This is a genomic window from Helicobacter sp. TUL, assembly GCF_002287135.1.
Taxonomy (GTDB): domain Bacteria; phylum Campylobacterota; class Campylobacteria; order Campylobacterales; family Helicobacteraceae; genus Helicobacter_F.
In genome coordinates this window covers 42,980-62,246 of the sequence record NZ_NESU01000011.1, presented here as the reverse complement: position 1 = coordinate 62,246, position 19,267 = coordinate 42,980, and the positions used below count along the sequence as shown (strand labels likewise).

Genomic DNA, 19,267 nt, shown 5'->3' with positions numbered 1-19,267 from the left:
ATCCCTATCATTCACCTCTCTAAATACCCAAAACTTCTGCAAAGGATAAGAAAACAAAGGCACACTCAATGCGATACATAAACTCACATATATATATGAAAAGTCTTTACCCAAAAATGTAATAAATTGCCCATAGCCAAAGATGAGACACAATGTTACAATATATTTTGGCAACATTGTAGCGTGATTTGGTTGCATGCCAAAAGCGTATTTCATCTGTGCAAAATATCCAAAAACAAAACTCACAAGATTACCCATAAAAGTAGCAATATATCCACCACCAAAAAATGCAAACACATTTGCTACAATATAAAAAATCGCCGTAGCAACACAACCCACAAGTATATATCTAACTAACACTTATGTTTCCTAGTATCTAAAATCAAGCCATATAAGGCTAAAGCAAACAATACAACGACACAAACACAAAAAACAACACCCATATTCATAGCCCAATGTATTGAAACATCTGGATTGAGGCGATCAAAAAGAGGTTTAAATATCTTTTCACCACGCCATAAAAAGAGTGCTAAAACAACCATATATAATACAACTTTTTCATATTTACAAGATAGAGAAGCTAAACATATAGCAATAAAAAGCATATAATGATCATATCCCAAGTGTGGCAAAGTAAGTAATGACAATACAATAGAAGCCGCTACTACCTTATGAGTTTCGGGTTTAAATCTCCATACCAAAACCACAAAACTGACATACACTAAAACAATAACCAAAGAAATCATCGAATATGGAGTGCCAAAAAGCTTTTGAGAAAGGCTCATTAAATCACTTGGTCCACCAAGGGCATGATCACCCAGATAATGTTGAGCATTAACCTGTGAAAGTAGATGTAAAACCTCAATAGGAGAAGCACCAACCTTAAGTCCAAACAAACAGACAAACCCAAATGCTATCAAAGCGCTACCAAGAACCTCTTTATAATATCCACAAAGGAAGAAACCAAGTAAAATAGGTAATGCAAAAGAATGTTTTACACATACTAAAGACAATCCTATAACCATAATCCAAGGTTTATGTCTAAATGAATATGCTAACGCAACCCCAAACCCTACAATAATTGCGCTTTGTGCATTACCTATAACATTACCATATGTATAACCAAAAAGCACCAAAACCGATACAAACCACAAAAATAATCTCGGCACACCAGCTATATACAATAAAAATACCGTAGCAAGAAACAATATAATATTTAAAAGCCCAAAGACTATCTTGGCACTTTCCCAGTCCAAAAAAGCAAAGGGCATCATAAAAAAATACATAAATGGCATATAATTCGGACCATTGCTCATAAATCTATCTCCTTCTAAAAAGGCTACATAAGGATTAATAACATCTAAATGCCCCCCCCCCGAAGTCCATAGCTGCACTGCAGGATACCATTGCATATCTAGACTACTCTCACATGCTGCTAGTAAACTATAATACGAAGCTCTCAATACAACAAGAGCAAAAACTAGCCAAAAAACAACATAATATCGATTATAAAATCTCACTAAAGCCTCAGTAAATCTACTTATTATCATATCCTACTCCTTGTTATTATGGATTGTATCAAGATTCTGGAATACCACAAAGTCTTGTGTATCAATGATTTTTTCATATGGCCACACACCATCTTGTAATTCCTGCAAGGTTTGTAAAGAATGCGCAAGATTTTGACTTATCACACTAGGTCTTTTTGATGAGTCAAAAAATGCAGAATCTTTGCGTAAAATGATAAAGTCCTTTGGCACGAAAGGAAGATTATGAGGTTTTTTATTCCATTCTTCATACACAAAGCCCTCAGGATTTAGATGACCATAGTGTCTATAAATATTTTTTGGCTCTAAGCCAAACTGCAAATAAGCAAGCGGTGTATCAATAAGAAGCGTGAACGGTAGATGCATGTCCTTAAAGTAAGGTTTTAAAAGTGCAACTAGCTTGTCTGATCGTTCCTTGAGGGCGGAAAGATCACGAGGATATTTCTCAAAAACCTGCTGATAAGCATGATTGCAAAAACCACCAAATATTTCTAAAATTATGAGCATACTAAATGCCACTCCCCCAAGATTTAACTTCATTCGCTCAAATCTTTCACTGATAACAAGCACAAAAGGAATAAAAAGTAAAATTCCTAAACATATTGAACTAAAATAATACGATTCCCAAGCTTTGTTAACTTGTAGCAACAAATAAAGTATCGAAACACCAAAACCAACGGCAACAGGAATAAATATATAATACTTTTGAAATGTATGTGTGCGTGCAAAAAACATCCTAAAAGCTAGAATACCTAACGCAATACATACAAATACTAAACAGACAAATACTACAAACTCAAAATAATAAAAATCCACAACCTGAGATAACTTTTGCATGATGCTTACATCGATATAGGAACCATGATTAGTGGCATTACTATTCATATTCCCTTTAAACATATTAAACCACGCTAAAAAACCTCTAGGATGCACAAGATAAGGATTTGTAAGAATCCAAAGTGCAAAAATACTCAATGTAGCTATTGTAATCTTTTTAGCAACATGTAGAAGTGTGTGTATGTTCGGATTATTAATAAAAATATAAAACATATAACTATAAAGTAGTGGCAAAAACATAATAGCCTGAAACTTTGCTGCACCAAAAGCAAATCCAAAAAATATAATGCCATAATAATAAAATTTACTAAAACGAAAATTATCCTTGCATAGATAATATACACAACACAAAAGCAAGAGAGCCTGGAAAAGATCTGGCTTAAAAAGATAGCCAACCCTCCAAAAACCTGGCATAGCAATAGCAAAAATACAAAAAAGAAGTGCAATCCTTGAGTTTACATATAATTTCGCAATTTTATATATCACCCCAAGCAAAGCGATGGCAAATAATGCGTTAAGCATTCTAGGCATATAAATAGCCATTTCATAATTTGGATACACCTTAAAAGGCAAGACTACAAGGAGATTAAGCACATACCACAAAAAACCATAATTATAAAACTCAAAGGCAAAAATTTTTTTTATGTCAAATTCTAGCATTCCCTCATACATTTTTTGTAATTGCAAAAACTGAGGAAACTCATCCCCCATTGTATATTCCAAAAACTGCACATCTAGATAACGCCAATTCATATAGGCAAAAACACCAAAAACACATACACTGATTATCCAAAAAACTCCATTAATCCCTCTCATAACACTCCTTTATGCTTTAAAATACACAAGTCCGACAAAACATATAAGCCAAGCCAAAATACTCATTTGCAAGAATCTATCTTTGAGGAGAATCTTAGATGGACTTGAGCTACGTTTATAGACAAAAGTAATTTGCAAATACCGAAAGATTCCAAGTAGAACAAAAATGGAAGTGAAATACAACTTATCAGTGCCAAATCTCTGTATGACTTCTTCATCGATGCTATAAAAAATATATGCCACCATCACAATGGAAGCTGACACACTCATTGCCACATCAAGAAACACACGATTATAGGATTCTATATTTTGACGCATTTTATGTCCGCTTCTTTCAAGCAAAATGCAATCATCGCGTCGCTTAGCCAAAGCCAAGAAAAGTGCTAAAAGAAATGTAACAACCACAATCCAATGTGATAGAGATATATCAAAGCAAATCGCACCTATCCATAATCGCAACACAAATCCACATGCAATCACAAAAACATCAATAATAGCAATATTTTTAAGCCAAAAAGAGTAAAGGATATTAATAATTACATATAAGATAATAGGAATAAAAACCCCATGAGGAGAAAGGCTCATTAATAATGCCCCCCCCCCGAGCATTAAAATACACATAAATATAAAACCTACCACTACACTTACCCTACCACTTGCAATAGGTCGGTTTTGTTTTGTAGGGTGCAATCTATCATAATCCCTATCAACTATATCATTAAGACAATAGACCCCGCTGCACACGAGACTAAACCCTACAAATGCACCCACGGCTACATGATAGTCAATCCCCCATATGCCATAAATATTGAATGCAAAAAACAAAGGCACAAAAATAAAAAGATTTTTTGTCCATTGGTGAGGACGTGCGATCTTTACCAAATCTCTTAACATACACTTCCATTTCAAAAAATTTCTGAAGTCTAGCCAAAAATCTCTTAGGCTATATTTAATACTCACTGCGTTTTTGTGTGTAATGCTTATATGCGACAAGCCTTAGAGCAGATCTCTATTTAATGAGCGTTATAATTTCCTCAAGGGCATTCACCCTAAAATCTACACGCGCTGGAGCCAAGTTTTCATACCCCAAAAGCGTTTGGGTAAGTTGTGTAGATTCTATAAGCTTGACATTTTGCACACACGCAAAAAGGGCTTGTTGGTTAAAAATATGCACACCGCTAATAAGCCTTGTCTGAAAAAACGCTGGTTCTAGCGGATTATGTCCGCCCACCTTTGGCACAAATGACCCACCAAGCACGACAATATCACTCACAGCATAGAGATTCACAAGCTCCCCTAGCATATCCACCACAATAATATCTCCCCTAAGCTCACTGCCAAGCGCACTTAACCTCTCATAGGCAAGCCCTATTTTATCTAGCATTTCACACACAGATTGGAATCTCTCTGGGTGCCTTGGAGCAAGAATACATTGCGCGTCTGGATACTGCCTCTTAAAGTCCAAAAAACTTCGTATAATAATCTCTTCTTCGCCCTTATGTGTGCTAGCCCCAAGTATGATAAGCGGTGCGATTTTGTGATAAGCCTTGCTTACTTTTGGGAGATTAAGCATTTTTAGATTCCCAAACACGCTGACATTACGCGCACCGATAGCTTGCAAGCGTTTTTTATCTTTGTGACTTTGGGCAAGCACCACATCAATATTTTCAAAAATACCCTTATAAAATCCCTTGAGGCGTTCATAATTTTTGTGCGATTTATCCGAGATTCTGGCATTTAGCAAAAAAGTCTTAGCACGCCTAGATTTTGCGATAAAAAAAAGCATTTTCCATAATTCTGCTTCCATGACAACAAGGCTTTTTAGCTGTTTGAGCTTCCCGCGCCAAAGTGGCAAAAAAATCTCAAATGGTAAAAATTTCACGCACACTTGTGTAGGAAATTTAGACTTAAAAAGCTTGTTTGCTTCCGCATAGCCTGTGTGTGTAATGGTAGTAATCAATACAAGCGGTTGCTTAGAATCTTTCAATAAAGCCGTGATGATAGGTTCTAGCGATTTCACTTCTCCAAAAGAGCATGCATGAAACCAATATTGGGGTTTAAAAGGCAGCTTAAAATGCACACCAAAAAACCGCTGGGGTAATGAATCTTTGTGTTTTTTGCGCAACACACTAGCTACCAAAAGTGGCAAACACACAATATACACGATAATACAAAGCACCATATATACATATGGAAAATGAGCATAATATAGCGATTTTTTCACATTTTTCCTTGATAGTTATTTGCTAATGCGTCCAAAAACGCATTGTTTTCCGCCAAAAAGCACAGAAATGGCACTATTTTCACACACTATGCTTTGTGGTATCTCCCAAGATTGCGCACAAAGCTTGATGACCTTGTGCGTATCGCCCAAGACAGAATCTAGCCCATAATTTTTATATGCGTTATCACTCACAAACGCCTGAAGATTCTCTAATTTATCGTGATATGCAAACACACTTGCCAACATACTAAGCGCAATTGGCGCAGAAAAAATCCCACCCGGAGCCGATGCAGAATATTTCTTGCTTTGTAAATGTGGTGCAGAATCTGAACCAAAACTCACCTTTGGGTGAGCGCTTAAAGCACATGCAAGTAGCGAATCTCTATCTTTTGGTGTTTTTATCATGGGTTTGCAAAACAAATCTGGGTGCATAAGGTTCCCTAATACATCATCAAGGCTTAATAGCATATGGTGCAAGGTTATTGTGGCATATAGATTCTCATATCGCTCCAAACTCTCTAGCGATCGCCTATCGCTCATATGCTCGATGATGATTTTCAAACGCGGAAATGTGCGAGCAAGGAATTCATACACTTCCAAAAACTCAAATTCACGATCCATACAATATCCATTACTTTCACCATGAATAGATAACATAAAGCCCAAATCTTGCGCAATATGCAAAATCTCAAGTATCCGCTCACTGACAACCTCACGCACACCATTTTCACTGCCTGTAGTCGCTCCCCTTGGATAGAGCTTGAGGATTCTTATGCCTTGTGCGTAGGCGTGTGTCAATTCCTCTTTGTCTAGATTCTCATGCAAATACAATGTCATAAAAGGCACAAAATCTAAGTCCTTACTTAGTCGCATAATCTCATCGCGATATTGTAGCGCCAAAGCAGTAGTCATAATAGGAGGGTTTAGGTTTGGCATTACCACACCAAGGGCAAAATCCCTAGCGCTAAAAGGTAGCACAGATTCAAGCATTGCACCCTGTCGTAAATGCAAATGCATATCAAGGGGATTACTAAGTGTGATCTCTTGATATTCCCTAGATTGCAAAAAATCCCCAAAAAATCGTTCAAAAAATGCACTCATCACTCACTCCAACAGATTATTATTGGCATTGCGCAAGAAGTTCAAGCATTTTTTGTTTATACAACATCGCATACTCTTGTGAATCTGCCTCAAAGCGACTCACAAGCACTGGTGTTGTATTGCTTGCTCGCAAAAGTCCCCAACCATGTTCAAATACCACGCGCAAACCATCAATATCAATAATATCTAAAATCTTTGGAAAATCTGCTGGTGGGTGAGAAAGGCGTGTTGTTAGCTTGGCGATAAGAGAAAATTTTTGCTCTTCTGTGGTGGGAATCTTCTCTTCTGGAGTTGAAAACATCTTTGGTAAAGCCGCAATTTGAGATTCTATCTCTTGTGGTGTGGATTGTATGAACAATTCTAATGCCCTAAATGCCGAATAAATCGCATCATCATACCCAAAATAGCGCTCTTTAAAAAAGATATGTCCGCTCATTTCAGCAGCAAGATCAGCATTGAGCTCTTTAAGTTTTACTTTGAGGTTAGAGTGTCCAGTTTTATACATCACTGCCTTACCTATTTTATTGATTTCATCATACATTATGCTTGAACATTTTACCTCGCCTATGACGATAGGTTTGATACCGCGACTTGCCATTTCACGCGCAAAGAGTATGGCTAATTCATCGCCCTTATAGCTATAATTTGTGCTTAAAAGCGCCAATCTATCCGCATCGCCATCAAAGGCAATACCAATAGGGATTTGTTTTTGTGCCATAATGGCTTTAAGATCGTGCAAATTCTCTTCCTCGCTTGGATCTGGGTGATGATTAGGGAAAGTGCCATCTGGCTCAAAATACAACGCCTCATACTCAATATGCAAATTCTCTAATACTTGCTTAATCGCCACACCTGCCACGCCATTACCACAATCAATGGCAACCTTGTAAGGAAAATGCGCTAGATGAGCAAATTGCTCACTCAAAAACGTGATATAAGAATCTAGCGCTGGAAGCTTTTCACAAGATTTGGTAGAAGGTATATATGGGTGCGTATCAAGCTGTGCTATAAGTTCTTGCCCAAGCTCTTTAATCGCCTCACCATAAAATGGCGCATTTTGCAAGGTTATTTTAAAGCCATTGTATTGTAGGGGATTATGCGAACCTGTAATCATCACAGAATTTCTACACTGCACACCATTTATGGCGTTATATGTAGCAAAGTATGCCACAGGAGTAGGAATAAGCCCCAAATCATATACTGCAATATGGGCATTTTCAAAACCACTTTTTAGCCACCCAAAAAGAATAGGCGAATGTGTGCGCGCATCAATACCAATGCTCACACTGCTTTCTCCAAGCTTTTTAAGCCTCTCTCCCAAAAGCCTACCGATGTTAAAGACCACATCTTGTGTCAAATCTTTATCAAAAATACCGCGTATATCGTATTCTCTAAATATTTTCTCTCGTCCATTTGAACTCATAACTGCACTCCTTTATTGCACCAAAGAATTTTGCTAAAAATTTTACAAAAACTTTAGCAGAAATGCGATACAATTTGCAAAGTTTTGGCGTAGAATTTTTGAAACCACCTTAAAACAACTCAAATTCTAGATTTATAGTTACAAGGATGTATCATGCACTTTAATCGCGTATTGCAACATATCACCTCTTATGAAGCTGGAAAACCTATAGAATTAGTGGTGCGTGAATATGGCATAAAGCGTGAAGATATTATCAAGCTTGCAAGCAATGAAAATCCATATGGCACTTCCCCAAAAGTCCTACAATCCATACAACTTGAGGCTATGAGTCTCTACCCAGATGATTCGTATTATGAGCTAAAAGATGGCTTGGCTGCGCATTATGGCGTAGATTCTCAAAATATCGTTATCGGATCTGGGAGCGATCAAATTATTGAATTTTGTATCCACGCACTGCACAAAGAGGGATTAAAAATCTTACATGCGGGAGTAACTTTTGCAATGTATGGAATCTATGCCAAGCTTTATGGCGCAGAAGTCATCAAAACACCCGATAATGCTCACAATCTTGCACAATTTTTAGAATCCTACCAAACACATAAGCCAGATATTATCTTTTTGTGTGTGCCCAACAATCCGCTAGGAGAATGTCTAGAATCTAAGCAAATAGAGGATTTTCTCGCACAAATTAGTCCTGATACACTTGTAGTCATCGACGGAGCGTATCAAGAATATGCCGTCTACAAAGATAGCGCTAGAAGCATTAGCCCATCGCATTTTATTACCACATACCCAAATGTCATTTATCTAGGGACTTTTTCCAAAGCCTATGGATTGGGTGGTATGCGTGTAGGATATGGCATAGCACAAAAAGACATTATTACTGCATTGCACAAAGTGCGACCACCATTTAATATCACAACACTAAGTTTGCAAGCAGCAATCCAAGCCCTTAAAGATCAAGAGTTTATCCACTCTTGCATACAGAAAAATTTCGAGGAAATGGCGCGCTATGAAAAATTTGCAAAAGATCACGCCATTGAATATATCCCATCATATACGAATTTTATTACCTATCACAGCGACAAGATTCAAAGTAGCAAATGTTGCCAATGGCTTTTGGAGCGTGGAATTATCGTGCGCGATCTAGCTAGTTATGGACTTAATGCTTTTAGAATCACAATTGGCACAAAAGAACAAAATACGCGTGTGCTTACATTTATACAACAATACTTAGAGCAGTGACAAAAAATTAGGAGAATCGTTTGAATCTGCAGTTAATTTTAGAACAAGTTTCAAAAATACTTGGGCGCATTAACAAAAAGCAACGCATTATTATTCTTGCTACGATTGTCATTCTCATATCATTTGTGACCTATCTCGTGCTTTTTAGGGTAGATCCAAAAAATGAATATGAGGGCTACTCTGTGCTATTTAATGGTGTGGATCCTGCAGATAGTGCGCTTATTTTACAAAACCTCCAACAAAATAAGATTCCATATAAAATCCCCACGGATAATACAATCCTTATCCCTAGCGACAAAGTCTATGAGCAACGCATTAACCTCGCTTCTTTAGGAATCCCAAAACAAGGGAAAAAAATAGGATTTAGTGACTTTATCGAAAATCAGAATCTTGGTGATACAGACTTTAGGGAACAAACAAAATACCAACTTGCTGTAGAGGGCGAACTCACAAAAACTATCGAAAGTATTACGGCTATTGAAAGCGCGAGTGTCCTTATTGCCCCAGCGGAAAAGTCCGTATTTAGCAAACAAAATATTCCACCCACCGCATCGGTTAAAATTCAGCTAAGACAGGGTATGGATCTCACCCAAGCACAAACCATTGGTATCAAAAATCTCGTGGCTGCCGCGGTAACTAACCTCACACCAGATAGAGTAAAAATCATCAATCAAGATGGGGATTTACTCGGCGAACTCAATGAATTTAGCGAACCATCGGGCATGATAAAACTTGCCGAACAACAACGCAAATATCAAATGAATATTGAAAAAAATTACGAACACAAAATCATCGAAGCCCTTAAGGCTATTGTGGGTGATGAAAGTAGAGTCCGTGCACAAGTAAGTATGGAATTTGATTTTAGTCAAGTCAAGCAAACACAAGAACTTTTTGGCAACAATGTTGTTGCCGCACAACGAAATATCGAAGAGCACGAAAAAGGCATTCGTGAAGCTCCAATAGGTGGCGTCCCCGGTGTAGTAAGCAATATAGGACCTGTCCAAGGACTTGATGACAACAATATCTTGAATGAAAAACACAAAACCGATGAAGCCACAAACTATGTGGTAGATCGAACAGTGAGTGAAATCAAGGGACCCATTGGGACACTTAAACGCATAAGCACGGGTGTAGTCATCGATGGGACATATCGCGAAGTAACTGATGAAGATGGAAACAGGCGTTTAGAATATGTGCCACGAAGTGAGCGTGATTTAAAAGAAATAGAGGATATTGTTAAAGGTGTTATATCTTTTAATGAGGATAGAGGGGATTTTGTTAAGGTTTCAAACTTTGAACTAAATGCCGCTACAGCCAATTATCGACCCAAAGATTCTTGGGAAAGCTTCTCAGAAAATGTCGAAAAATACTTAGGTCCATTCTTACCTCTTATCAAATACTTTATTGTGGCTATTGTGCTCTTTATCTTTTACAAAAAGATCGTTACACCATTTGCCGAGCGTATGCTTGAAGTGCAAGAGGAAGAAGATGATGAGGTAGAATCTCTCTTGCGACTTGAAGATGATGATGATGAAGATCTCAATCGCTTTAGTGAGCTACGCAAACGCGTAGAAGATCAATTAGGTCTTGGTGGCGGATTTAACGAAGATGAAGTAAAATATGAAGTTATTTTAGAGCGTATGCGTAGTATCATTGCTGAAAAACCTGAGGAAGTCGCCTCACTTTTTCAAACACTCATCAAAGATGAAATAGAAATCAATAATGCTTCATAGAGTAAGGATATAATATGGCAATTAATCTCACACCGCGACAAAGAGCACAATATGATGAACTCTCTATGTCAGAAAAAATTGCAATTTTACTCATACAATTGGGTGATGAAATCACAAGCGATATATTTCGCCACCTCGATATAGATTCTATTACAGAAATTTCCAAGCAAATCGCACAGCTTGGCAATACCGACAAAAGTATAGGGGCAGCGATTTTAGAAGAGTTTTATGTTATTTTCCAATCTAACCAATACATCAATACTGGTGGTTTGGATTATGCAAGAGATTTGCTTATCAAGGCACTAGGACCAGAGGCTGCCAAGGCAATTTTAGACAAACTTGCCAAAACAATGCAATCTGCCAAAAACTTTGCATACCTTGCCAAAGTGCGTCCACAACAACTCGCAGATTTTATCATCAATGAACACCCACAAACAATCGCCCTCATTCTTGCACATATGGATCCAAGCTCTGCGGCAGAGACTTTGGGGTATTTTTCTGATGATTTACGCGCTGAAGTGGCTATTAGAATGGCAAACCTTGGAGATATTTCGCCAAATGTTGTCAAAAGGGTATCCGCAGTGCTTGAAAACAAACTAGAATCTCTCACAAGCTACAAAGTAGAAGTGGGTGGAACGCGTTCTGTGGCAGAAATGTTTAACAGGTTAGGACAAAAAGCAGCCAAAGCAACTATTGCACACATCGAACAAATTGATGAACAACTTGCCACAGAAATTAAAGAGATGATGTTTACATTTGAGGATATCAACAAACTCGATAATAACGCCATTAGAGAAATCCTAAAAATTGCCGACAAAAAAGATCTTACTCTTGCACTCAAATCAGCCAATGATGAACTCAAACAAAAATTTATGGCAAATATGAGTCAAAGGGCAAGTGAACAATTTATCGAGGAAATGCAATTCCTTGGGGCAGTTAAAGTGCGCGATGTAGAAAATGCTCAACGAAAAATTGTCGAAGTCGTGCAAACACTCTCTGAACAAGGTCTAATTCAATTAGGCGAACAGGATGATGTCATTGTTTAATCAAGAAAATATCATTGGCACACAAAGTGCGCATAACCATAAGATTAGTAAGTATGAGTTTAAATCCATCACGCAACATGATGATGTGACACCACAAGAAGTGGCACCAGCACCAGTCGTGCAAGAGGCTGCGCCCATAGAGCAACCACCAAAAATGCCAAGGTTAGAAAAAGAACTTGTGGATAGACTTTTGCAAAAAAGCGATGAATTATCTGATTCGTTAGCCAAATTACAATTGCAGTTTGAAAAAGCCCAAAGCCAAGCACAAGAACAACTCAATAACGCCAAAGATGAGGCATACAAAGAAGGCTATAATCAAGCAAAAGAAGAAATCAAAACAGAAATACAAGATGAGCTTAATGCACAAAAAAAAGTCTTGGTAGATTCTATCATCACCCTAGAAAATGCACTTAAAGATTCTCAAACTCATCTCCAAAACCTCGAGAAAGAACTAAGCGCTATAGCTGTGGATATCGCCAAAGAAGTCATTGTCAAAGAAGTAGAAGAAAATAGCCAAAAAGTCGCACTTGCCCTTGCCAAAGAACTTTTACACTCTATTATCGATGCTACGGATATTACACTCAAAGTCAATCCGCAAGATTATCTATATCTTAAAGAACAGCTAGAAAACACACAACCAGAAGGTATGCAAAAAATTACTATTCTCTCTGATGATGCACTAAAACCCGGTGGTGTCGTCATCATTAGTAATCAAGGCAATCTTGATGGAAGCATTATGACACGCTATAAAAATATGAAACAATCTATCCTAGAAAATATGAGAGAGCTATGAAGACAATCGCTATACCCTCTAAGGAAGTTGAGCAAACAGCCAAAACTTTGTTAGAACAAAAATCTATCCACACAATGAATCTTGATGAATTAGAAATCTTAACACAAGCAATCCGATCCAAAATCTTGCACACGGTGAGCAAAAATGGTGGGCATTTAAGCTCAACTTTGGGCGCAGTCGAACTTATCGTGGCAATGCATCATACCTTTGAGTGCAAAAGCAATCCTTTTATTTTTGATGTAAGCCACCAAGCCTATGCACACAAGCTTATCACGGGACGATGGGATGAGTTTGAGAGTTTGCGCACATTTGGAGGAATTAGCGGATTTTGCAATCCCACAGAATCTAGCGATGATTATTTCATAGCTGGACATAGCTCAACATCTATATCCCTTGCTGTAGGGGCTGCCAAAAGCTTTGCCCTCCAAAATACCTCTCGTATCCCAATTGCACTTATTGGTGATGGCGCACTTAGCGCAGGTCTCGCATATGAAGCACTAAATGAACTTGGCGCGCGAAAGTATCCTGTGATTATTATCCTTAATGACAATGAAATGAGTATCGCAAAACCTATAGGAGCGATTAGCAACTATCTTTCACAAGCCTTTGCGTCCCCTACCTATCGCTCCATACGAACCAAAATCAAAAAAGCACTCTCGGTAATGCCCGAATCTACCTCCTATCTCGCCAAAAGACTAGAAGAATCATTTAAACTTATCACGCCTGGCTTACTCTTTGAAGAATTAGGGCTAGATTACATAGGACCAATCGATGGGCATAATCTAGGGCTTATTATCTCTACTCTGCAAAAAGCCAAAGAGTTAGAAACGCCTGTGATTATCCATGCACAAACCACCAAGGGCAAGGGTTATGAAATTGCTGAAGGGCATTTTGAAAAATGGCATGGTGTAAGCCCTTTTGACATACAGACAGGTAAAAGCACCAAAGCCCCTAGCACTACCCCAACACCTACACAAACCTTTAGCGCTACACTTTTGCATGCTGCCAAAGACAATCCAAAAATCGTAGGAGTTACGGCAGCTATGCCCTCTGGCACTGGATTAGATGCGCTTATTGACTATGATCCAAATCGTTTTTGGGATGTGGCTATAGCCGAACAACACGCAGTTACTTCTATGGCGGCTATGGCAAAAGAGGGCTTTATTCCATTTGTTGCAATCTATTCTACTTTTTTGCAACGCGCGTTTGATCAAATCATTCATGATGTGAGCATTATGAGTATGCCTGTGCGTTTTGCGATTGATAGGGCTGGCATAGTAGGTGAAGATGGCGAAACACATCAAGGACTACTAGATATAGCATATTTGCGCGCTATCCCAAATATGATACTTTTTGCACCACGCGATAATACAAGCCTTTGCAAAGCTATAGAATTTGCCATTGCTTGTGATCATGCTCCAAGTGCATTTCGCTACCCACGCAATGCATTTATGCTTCCTGATAATGCATTTGCACAAAATGAATTTAGCTTAGGAAAAGCGGAGATTCTACAAAGCGGCAAAGAGATCTTACTTATTGGATATGGCAATGGTGTTGGTAGAGCGTGGCAATGCGCTAAGATCTTAGAAGACAATGGGCTTATGCCAACGCTCCTTGATTTACGATTTGTAAAGCCACTTGATACGCAGCTTCTTACACAGCTTCTTAGCACACACAAACATGCATTTGTGTTTAGTGATACATATTATCTAGGTGGTGTAGCAAGTGCCATTATAGAATCCCTTATACAAACCCCAACAAAAGAGCATGTGAGTAAAATTACAAGTTTTGAAGTGCGCGATATGTTTGTCTCTCATGGTAAAAGTGAAATAGTCGAACATTCTTTAGGATTAGATGCGCAAACACTTGCACAAACTATCCTAAATCACATAGCTTAGAGATTCTACTCTAAAGCTTGGGAACACATACAATTACGATTTAAAAAGCTTGAAAGATTTTGCAACAAAGAGTGTTGCGAGACTAACAACCAAGATTTTAAAAACTATCACACTTTGGGTATGCATAGATTCAAACTCTGGTGCTTGAGTATCTGTGGTATTCAAAATATAAGGCATATAATAGAGGTTAAAAAGTAAAATCATCATAATACTCACACCGGCACTCAACATAACCAAAACCCCAGAGGTTCGGAAAAGACGCGCTGCAAAAAGCTCAAAGACAAAAATGATCATGCCAACAATATAAAGCAATATTGACAGCTTTTGAAAAATAAGCCCCATCAAAATACCGCTTTGCTCCACACTAATAGGTATAGACAAAATCTCACCGGCTCGAAAGATTATGGGCGCACTCATCATACCACATGCAACCATTGCCCCCACGCACACCCCAAGCAACAACAAATATGCTGAATCTATACCGCGAAAAGCCATTTAGTCTTGCCCCTGACGCATAAAAGTCGGAATATCATAATGAACCTCTGTAATACCATCTCCTGAAACCCTACGAATTTCCCTAGATTGATGAGTAGGCGAAGCACTAGCAGAAGTCATTTTGAGATTCTCTACACTCTCTTGTGCCACAGATGCTTCTACTACCTCATCGGCAAAGCCTGTAGCAATAAATGTGATACGCACAAAATCATTTGAAAAACTTTCATTAGTATAGATTCCGCACTTATAGATTGTTTCATCGGTTTCATACTCGCCAATTCTATCAAGCACCTCTTCCATTTCTTCTCGAGGATAATCAGGGTGAATCTCCAAGCATACAAGAATCCCTTGTGCATTCGTTACATTGACATTCCCCATCATCTCTGAAGAAAGCGCGTTATTTAGAGCTTGATTGGCTGCATTAGCTCCTTGGGCTTCACCCATACCCATTACCGCGAGTCCTCTGCTTTTCATCACGGCTGATACATCAGAAAAGTCTATGTTGATATTACTCTCGCCATCACCTCCAAGAATAATATTTGCCAATCCTTTAACCGCATTAGCAAGCACACTATCAACTTTTGCCATAGCCTCTCTATTACCTATGCCGCCTTTTGAAGATATTCTATCATTGGGAATAATGATGATACAATCACTCTCTGCCTTAAGCTCTTTTTTACCTGCTTCTGCCACTTTTGCGCGCCTTTTACCCTCATATCTAAAAGGTGTAGTAGCTATGGATATAACCAAAGCCCCAGTTTCGCGCATAATCTTAGCAATCACAGGCGCTGCTCCCGTTCCTGTTCCACCACCCAAACCAGTAGCGATAAAGATAATATCATAATTTTTGAGTAATTCGCGTATCTCTTCTTCGCTTTCTACAGCTGCTTTTTTTCCTTGTTCGGGGTTTGTCCCAGCTCCCAAACCATTGGTAGTTTTTTTACCTAATTGAAGCTTAATGCGTGCCTTATTGTGTTTAAGATGTTGGGCATCTGTATTGGCGGCTATGAGTGTTACCTCTTGCTGTATGCCATGAGAAATGAGATAATTGATAGTGTTACAGCCTCCACCACCTACGCCAATGACAGCGATACTTCCTATCTGTCCATTTGTTATCACATCACTCCCAAGCTCTTGTATATCTAAAATATTACTCTCCATCACCATATCCTCATATTAAAATAACTGGCTTAACCATCTCCAAGCGCGCTGCAAGAGATTATCACCCCCAACTTTGACACCACTTCCCTCTACATCGGTATTTTGTGTTTTTTGTTTAGGTTGCATAGGCAAAACTTGTTTTTTAATCTGTAAGTCTTGCACATTCCCCTCTTGAAATCCACTTGATAAGCCTTGCATAGTAGGTTGCATACCATGACTTTTACGCATTTTTATTGTATTTTGCATTGTCAATTCGTAATTTGTAAAATACCCTGATGCATACAACACAAGTCCAACTGCTGTCGCCATTTCGGGATCTTTTAGAATCTCAAATCCCCCACTTACTCCAGTTGGAGTAGCTATTCTTACTGGTAGTGGGTGCATAACACATGCTTGGTGCAAATATTGCTCAAGGTTTTTGAGTTTTGTCATGCCACCAGTAAGCACCACACCACCACCAATCTGATCTCGCATACCACTATTTTCAATAATACCTGCTAATACATCAAGTGTTTCGCGCACTCTAGCTTCTGTGATCTTGTGTAATGTCGTAACAGGAATAGTTTTGTTCTCGGCATCTTTGGAAGAAATATTAAGCCCTCTTTGCGCATCGCCCTCTTGCACAATCATATCTACATATTCAACCTTGAGCTTTTCTGCTACCTCGCGTGAAATACCAAGCACTCTAGCAATATCTGAAGTGATATGTGCAGAACCTACAGGGAAATAGCTTCCATAGCACATTGACGCACCACTATAAATCATAAGATCACAAGTTTGTGCTCCAATATCAATACATACCGCTCCTTGTCTGCGTTCCTCTGGTGTAAGCACAGCTATAGAAGACGCATAAGAGCTAAGCACAATATCTTCTACCTCAACTTCACACTTTGTGAGAATCTTTTTAAGATTTTCTACAATAGATTTTTTTGCCATCACAATATATGCATGACATTCAAGGTTATCGGCATTCATAAAAAGTGGGTCTTCAATAGGCACTTTATAATCCCTAACCGAAAACTTATAAGGCAACACATGAATAGGCACATATTCTTTTTTTAAAGATGCATTATATACACAAGCTTGCATAAGGCGTTCAATATCACGAATCTGAATCTCGGCGCGTTCCGGAATATTTGCCACAGCACTTGAGGAAGTATATTCTACATGAGCTCCAGAAATAGAGACGATCGCTTTTTTGGCTTTGATTCCTGCCATATTTGTCGCATCTCTTATAGCTTGTCGTAAATTTAGGCTCACTTGCTCAATATTTGTAACAATGCCTTTTTGCACTCCTTGAGATTCACATGTGCTCCAACCTATCACACGAGGAGCATCACCGATAGTTTCTGCGATAAGCACATGAATCTTGCTTGAGCCAATGTCGATAGCTAATGTAATGTTATTAGGATTAAGATCTTCTTGCATATATGCTCCTCATTAATCAAGATCCATAAAAATTTTTGGTGGATAATGTTTATTAAGATACTCACCAAAAAGTATCATATACACTTGCTGCTTAAAGTATGCACTCATTGAATGTAATTCTGTGGCATTTGGTTTTTCAAGTTTTTGATCAGTGATTTTATACAAAAGCATCTTTTGTCCTAATGGAATAAATCCACTCTTAGATTCAGAGTGGAAAATCTGCCCTAATACTTCCATAAATTCCATTGCGTTAAGTCCAAGCTTAGAAATGCGCTCAATTTTATCTTGAGAAAAAGAATCTAAAGACCAAAACCCTATATCCACACCCTTAAAGGTTTCAAGCTGTTTTTTTGCACTCTCTTGTAAAAACTCTGCTTGTTTGTGCACCAAAAGTTCGGCTTTGGCTTCATCTCTTGCTTCTTCATATGTCTTTGGTTGTGCTGGAGTTTTGCTAAGAATCTTTATAATCACATAGCCATCATCTTGCTCAATAGGCTTTAGAGTTTGTCCTTGTGGAGAATCTTTGAGCGTTTTTATTGCTTGAGTATTTAAGATAACGCCTTGTGCTTGTATAAAATCCTCATTAACAAGCGCGATCTCTACAATCTCTCCTTTTAGCTCTCCATCTTTGAAAGGCGCATAGCTTCTACTTGCAGCTTTCCAAGCCTGATCTTTGCGCTCTAAATCTATGATTTCTTCTTGGATAGATTCAAAAGGCGGTATATTGCCATTTTCATCTGCAAACATTCCCTTGCTAGTCTCATAACGCTTTTGTATCTCTTCATCACTTGCAACCTGATCTTTAGCCAATACTTTGATATATTCAAGCTGAAATTTTTCTGGACTACGCCATTGTGCGCTGTGTTCCTCCCAATATGCTTTAATATCAGCATCACTCATAGTGAGTTTTGGAGCCTCAAGGATTTGTATTTCAAGTCTATCTTGTATTCCCATAGGAAGTGCCAAACTTAACTCCTCTGTCTTGGAGGTCGGATCTACCATAGACAAAAATCCATAAAATACCTTTTGGGCTAATATATCATTTTTGAGTTGTTCTTCGTAGTTATCAGTGCGCAATCCCATTGAACGCACGGCATTTTTATATACCTCATCATTAAAGGCACCATCTACCATAAACGCCTGTGTATGACGCAAAAGCTCAAATACCTCTTCATCACTCACCTGCAAACCCAAATCCTCGCCAAAAGCTCGTAATTGAGCTTGAGCGATAAGTTTTTGCAATGCCTGTATAGGCAATCCCATAGCCTTTGCGCGCACTTCATCAAAATCACCTTGGGATCGTTGCATCTGCTCATTATAGAGTGCTTGGTATTGTGTATAATACTCATTCATGCTAATCTTTATATCTCCAACCTGAGCGGCTTTATCAGCACTAAAGCTAAATCCGCCACCTCCCCACGAAATCGCACCAGCACCAATGAAAGCAATTGCGCTAATCCAAATTGTAATCACAAGCCATTTTTTATGTCTTTGCATCCATGTTATCATTACACAAAACC

General features: G+C 38.4%; 16 protein-coding genes. 5 read left to right on the top strand and 11 right to left on the bottom strand.

What is annotated here, in order from left to right; genetic code table 11:
* From B9T66_RS06230 to B9T66_RS06200, 7 genes are all read right to left on the bottom strand, one after another.
* Positions 1-360: GtrA family protein (locus tag B9T66_RS06230; protein WP_180763353.1), on the bottom strand; the 360-nt coding region annotated here is incomplete at its 3' end.
* A complete protein-coding gene (locus B9T66_RS06225) occupies positions 354-1,550 on the bottom strand; it encodes a glycosyltransferase 87 family protein (RefSeq protein WP_095628122.1) in 1,197 nt (398 codons plus the stop codon). The genes B9T66_RS06225 and B9T66_RS06230, both read right to left, overlap by 7 nt.
* Positions 1,551-1,553: 3 nt before the next feature.
* Positions 1,554-3,200, bottom strand: a complete 1,647-nt coding sequence (locus B9T66_RS06220; protein WP_095628121.1) for a glycosyltransferase family 39 protein — start codon at positions 3,198-3,200, stop codon at positions 1,554-1,556.
* Positions 3,201-3,209: 9 nt separating this feature from the next.
* Positions 3,210-4,094: a UbiA prenyltransferase family protein gene (locus B9T66_RS06215; protein ID WP_095628120.1), complete on the bottom strand. Its 885-nt coding sequence runs from the start codon at positions 4,092-4,094 to the stop codon at positions 3,210-3,212.
* Positions 4,095-4,209: 115 nt separating this feature from the next.
* Positions 4,210-5,424, bottom strand: a complete 1,215-nt coding sequence (gene waaA / locus B9T66_RS06210) for a lipid IV(A) 3-deoxy-D-manno-octulosonic acid transferase (RefSeq protein ID WP_257874635.1) — start codon at positions 5,422-5,424, stop codon at positions 4,210-4,212.
* Positions 5,425-5,439: 15 nt separating this feature from the next.
* Positions 5,440-6,525, bottom strand: a complete 1,086-nt coding sequence (gene pyrC / locus B9T66_RS06205) for a dihydroorotase (protein WP_095628119.1) — start codon at positions 6,523-6,525, stop codon at positions 5,440-5,442.
* A 19-nt stretch (positions 6,526-6,544) separates the two neighbouring features.
* Positions 6,545-7,948, bottom strand: a complete 1,404-nt coding sequence (locus B9T66_RS06200; protein WP_095628118.1) for a phosphomannomutase/phosphoglucomutase — start codon at positions 7,946-7,948, stop codon at positions 6,545-6,547.
* A gap of 153 nt (positions 7,949-8,101) precedes the next feature.
* Between B9T66_RS06200 and hisC the strand changes: the two genes are divergently transcribed.
* From hisC to dxs, 5 genes are read left to right on the top strand one after another with little or no spacing between them, the layout of a single operon-like run.
* Positions 8,102-9,193 (top strand): histidinol-phosphate transaminase, encoded by a 1,092-nt coding sequence (gene hisC, locus B9T66_RS06195; protein WP_095628117.1) that lies wholly within the window; start codon positions 8,102-8,104, stop codon positions 9,191-9,193.
* A gap of 20 nt (positions 9,194-9,213) precedes the next feature.
* On the top strand, positions 9,214-10,926 hold the full coding sequence (fliF, locus tag B9T66_RS06190; RefSeq protein WP_095628116.1) for a flagellar basal-body MS-ring/collar protein FliF: 1,713 nt from the start codon (positions 9,214-9,216) through the stop codon (positions 10,924-10,926).
* A gap of 14 nt (positions 10,927-10,940) precedes the next feature.
* A complete protein-coding gene (gene fliG, locus B9T66_RS06185) occupies positions 10,941-11,972 on the top strand; it encodes a flagellar motor switch protein FliG (RefSeq protein ID WP_095628115.1) in 1,032 nt (343 codons plus the stop codon).
* Entirely contained in the window at positions 11,956-12,765 is an 810-nt protein-coding gene (gene fliH, locus B9T66_RS06180) for a flagellar assembly protein FliH (RefSeq protein ID WP_257874634.1), read from the top strand. The genes fliG and fliH overlap by 17 nt, the downstream gene beginning before the upstream one ends.
* The gene (gene dxs / locus B9T66_RS06175; RefSeq protein ID WP_095628114.1) at positions 12,762-14,663 is read left to right on the top strand and encodes a 1-deoxy-D-xylulose-5-phosphate synthase; all 1,902 of its coding nucleotides are present in this window, start codon (positions 12,762-12,764) and stop codon (positions 14,661-14,663) included. Before fliH ends, dxs begins: the two co-directional genes overlap by 4 nt.
* A 33-nt stretch (positions 14,664-14,696) precedes the next feature.
* On the opposite strand, the gene B9T66_RS06170 is transcribed toward dxs, so the two are convergent.
* The 4 genes from B9T66_RS06170 to B9T66_RS06155 are packed head-to-tail and all read right to left on the bottom strand — an operon-like array spanning position 14,697 to position 19,256.
* Positions 14,697-15,158, bottom strand: a complete 462-nt coding sequence (locus B9T66_RS06170; RefSeq protein ID WP_095628113.1) for a DUF4149 domain-containing protein — start codon at positions 15,156-15,158, stop codon at positions 14,697-14,699.
* Positions 15,159-16,319, bottom strand: coding sequence for a cell division protein FtsZ (ftsZ, locus tag B9T66_RS06165; protein ID WP_180763352.1), 1,161 nt, complete (start codon positions 16,317-16,319; stop codon positions 15,159-15,161).
* Between the two features lie 15 nt (positions 16,320-16,334).
* The gene (ftsA, locus tag B9T66_RS06160) at positions 16,335-17,747 is read right to left on the bottom strand and encodes a cell division protein FtsA (protein ID WP_095628111.1); all 1,413 of its coding nucleotides are present in this window, start codon (positions 17,745-17,747) and stop codon (positions 16,335-16,337) included.
* A 12-nt stretch (positions 17,748-17,759) separates the two neighbouring features.
* Positions 17,760-19,256 carry a peptidylprolyl isomerase gene (locus tag B9T66_RS06155; protein WP_095628110.1) on the bottom strand — a complete coding sequence of 499 codons (1,497 nt, stop codon included), beginning with the start codon at positions 19,254-19,256 and terminating at the stop codon, positions 17,760-17,762.
* Between the last annotated feature and the right edge of the window lie 11 nt (positions 19,257-19,267).